Genomic DNA, 3,013 nt, shown 5'->3' on the forward strand with positions numbered 1-3,013 from the left:
CGACACCGGCCGCGCACCACGCCGCCACGCCTGCGTCGACGGCCGGTCCGCCGCCCGCCCGCAGCGCGAGCACCGTCGCCGCGGCGCCGATCGCCGCGGCCGGCACGACGACCGCCACCGACTCCAGCACCGACCACCACACCAGCTGGCCGGCGGACAGCCCGCGCGAGCGCAGCAGCGTCGTCTCGACCTCGCGGACCACGCCGAGCAGCCGGGCCACCTGGGCGCCGGTGACGATCGCGACGGCCACCAGCACGATGAGCGGGACGGCGGAGACGCTGGTGCCACGCGCGAGGTCGGCGTCCAGCGAGGCGGCGGTCGCGGCGAGCTCGCCGCTGGTCGCGACGCCGCGGACGTCGATCCGCTCGTCGCCCTCCAGCTCGCCCGGCAGCCCGGGCAGCGCGTCGGCGAGCGCGGCGATCTGGCCGGGGGTGATCTCGCCGGCCCGCGGGGTGATCCGCCAGCGCACGCGCGGCGACGGCTCGACGGCGGTCAGGGCGGCCTCGGTGACCACGAACGGCCCGTAGGCCGAGCCGTCGACGCCGGCCACCTCCATCGGCTCACCGAACCAGAACGGGTCGGCCGGGTCGGCGGGCAGCCAGGTGCCGGTGACCAGCACCCGGGTCTCGCCGACGCTGATCTCGTCGCCGGTCGACAGGCCCAGAGCCTCGGCGGCGGTGGCGTGCAGCGCGGCCTCCGTCGCGGCGGCGCCGCCCGCGCCGTCCGCGGCCGGCCAGGCCCCGTCGACCAGCTCCGCGTGCTCCTCCAGGCGCTCGTAGGCGGCGAGGACGCCGCGCGCCTCCTCGTCGCTGCCGGGCACGGTCAGGGCGTCCTCGCCGCCGGCCAGGCTGCGGTGGACGTCGAGCGGTGCGCCGCCGGACCGCCCGGCGACGTCCTCGCGCACGGCGCGGTCCTGGTCGCCGGGGTCGGGGCCGAGGCGGGTGACGGCCTGCACGGCGGACTCCGCCGGAGGCGCGTCGCGCAGCGCCTCGCGGACGCCGTCCTGGCTGGCCACGACCAGGTAGCCGACCAGTCCGGTGGTGACCGCGGCCACCACGAACACCCAGGCGGCCACCGTCGCGACGACGGCGGCATGGGCACGCGCGCGCTTGACCCGCATCAGCGGTCCCCGCCGGCTCGGCAACCGTTTCCCCCACGCATGATCGGCACAGACTACCGGGCAGGACGGAGGGCATAACAGGCCACGGCGGTCGCCGCGGCCACGTTGAGGGAGTCGACCCCGGCCTGCATCGGGATGCGCACCCGCCGGTCCGCCGCCGTCATCCAGCGCGCGGACAGCCCGTGCCCTTCGCCGCCGACCAGCAGCGCCGTCCGCTCCGCGGGCTCCACCTCGGCGAGGTCGACGGCGTCGTCGGCCGGGGTGAGCGCCAGCGTCTCGAACCCGGCGGCGGCGAGCGTCGCGGGCGCGTCGTACCACTCGTCGACGCGGGTGTACGGGACGGAGAACACCGTGCCCATCGAGACCTTGACCGCACGCCGGTAGAGCGGGTCGGCGCAGCGCGGCCCGAGCAGGACGGCGTCCCAGCCCAGCGCCGCCGCGCAGCGGAAGATCGCGCCGACGTTGGTGTGGTCGACGAGGTCCTCCAGCACGACCACCCGCGTGGCCGCGCTCAGCACGTCGGCGACCGGCGGCAGCGGCCGGCGGTGCAGCGAGGCCAGCGCGCCGCGGTGCACGTGGAAGCCAGTGACGCCCTCGATGACCGGCTCCGGTGCGACGTAGACGGGGACGTCCCCGGCAGCGGCGAGCACGTCGGCGAGCGCCTCGACCCAGCGCGGCGCCATGAGAAACGAGCGTGGCCGGTAGCCCGCGGCGATCGCCCGGCGGACCACCTTCTCGCCCTCGGCCAGGAACAGGCCGTGCTCGGTCTCCAGCGACGTGCGCAGCTGCACGTCGCGCAGCGAGACGTAGTCGGCCAGCCGGGGGTCGTCGACGCCCTCGACCTCGACGACGACGGCCATCACCGCACCACCAGGAGGACGACCGCGACGAGACCGACCGCGACGACGACGCCGCGCAGCACCGCCTGGGACAGCCGCCGGCCCACCCGGGCGCCGACGAGCCCGCCGGCCGCGGAGCCGAGCGCGATCAGCCCGGCGGCCGCCCAGTCGACGTCGGCGACGACCACGAAGACCAGGCCGGCGACCAGGTTCACCAGCCCGGCCTGCACGTTCTTGACCGCGTTGAGCCGCTGCAGCGAGTCGGACAGCGACAGGCCCAGGACGGCGAGCAGCAGCACGCCCTGCGCGGCACCGAAGTAGCCGCCGTAGACGGCCGTCAGCAGGATCAGCAGCCAGACCACCGGGCCGCCGTGCTCGCGTCCGGGCGGGCGCTCCTTCAGCCGCCGCGAGATCCACGGCTGGGCCGCGACCAGCACGCAGGCCAGCACGATCAGCACCGGCACGATCGCCTCGAACGCGCCCGGCGGCAGCGCCAGCAGCAGCACGGCACCGCCGGCGCCGCCGACGAGGGCGGCCAGCCCGAACCGGAGCACCCGGTCGCGCTGGCCGCGCAGTTCCTCGCGGTAGCCCCAGGCCCCCATCAGCGAGCCCGGCACCAAACCGACGGTGTTGGACACGTTGGCCACCACGGGCGGGTAGCCCAGCGCCAGCAGCGTCGGGAAGGTGATCATCGTCCCGGAGCCCACGACGGCGTTGATCGCACCCGCCGCGAACCCGGCCGCGACGATCGCGACGACGTCGAGCAGGCTCACCCCGCCGGGGGCGCGGGCGGTGCGGGCGGCGACGGCGGCCGGTCGGAGCCGGGGCCGCGCTCGTCATCGGGGTCGACGGTCAGGTCGCGGCCCAGCGCCGGGCCGTTCTCCGCGGGGCCGTTCTCCGCCGGGCCGCGCTCGTCGCGGTCGCCGGACCCGTCGGAGACGGCCCGGGACGCGGCCTCGGACGCGGACTCGCCGGTGGAGGCGCCGTCGCCCGTGCCCGCGGACGGCAGCGGCGTCGACGGGTCGGACGCGGCCTGGGCGGCCTGCAGCGCGCG

The 3,013-nt window shown here is 77.2% G+C and carries 3 protein-coding genes and 1 pseudogene; all 4 read right to left on the reverse strand.

Annotated elements, in window-relative coordinates:
* Positions 1 to 1,120: hypothetical protein (locus DY240_RS32390; RefSeq protein WP_158602970.1), on the reverse strand; the 1,120-nt coding region annotated here is incomplete at its 3' end.
* A gap of 53 nt (positions 1,121 to 1,173) precedes the next feature.
* Complete coding sequence (locus DY240_RS23385) at positions 1,174 to 1,980, reverse strand: TrmH family RNA methyltransferase (protein ID WP_119662157.1); 807 nt, start codon at positions 1,978 to 1,980, stop codon at positions 1,174 to 1,176.
* On the reverse strand, positions 1,980 to 2,732 hold the full coding sequence (locus DY240_RS23390; RefSeq protein ID WP_119662158.1) for a sulfite exporter TauE/SafE family protein: 753 nt from the start codon (positions 2,730 to 2,732) through the stop codon (positions 1,980 to 1,982). The genes DY240_RS23385 and DY240_RS23390 overlap by 1 nt, the downstream gene beginning before the upstream one ends.
* Positions 2,729 to 3,013 (reverse strand): annotated as a pseudogene (locus DY240_RS32395) (hypothetical protein); the annotation flags it as partial. The pseudogene DY240_RS32395 and the gene DY240_RS23390, both read right to left, overlap by 4 nt.

Origin of the sequence: Jiangella rhizosphaerae (assembly GCF_003579925.1) — a bacterium.
GTDB classification, from domain to species: Bacteria; Actinomycetota; Actinomycetes; order Jiangellales; family Jiangellaceae; genus Jiangella; species Jiangella rhizosphaerae.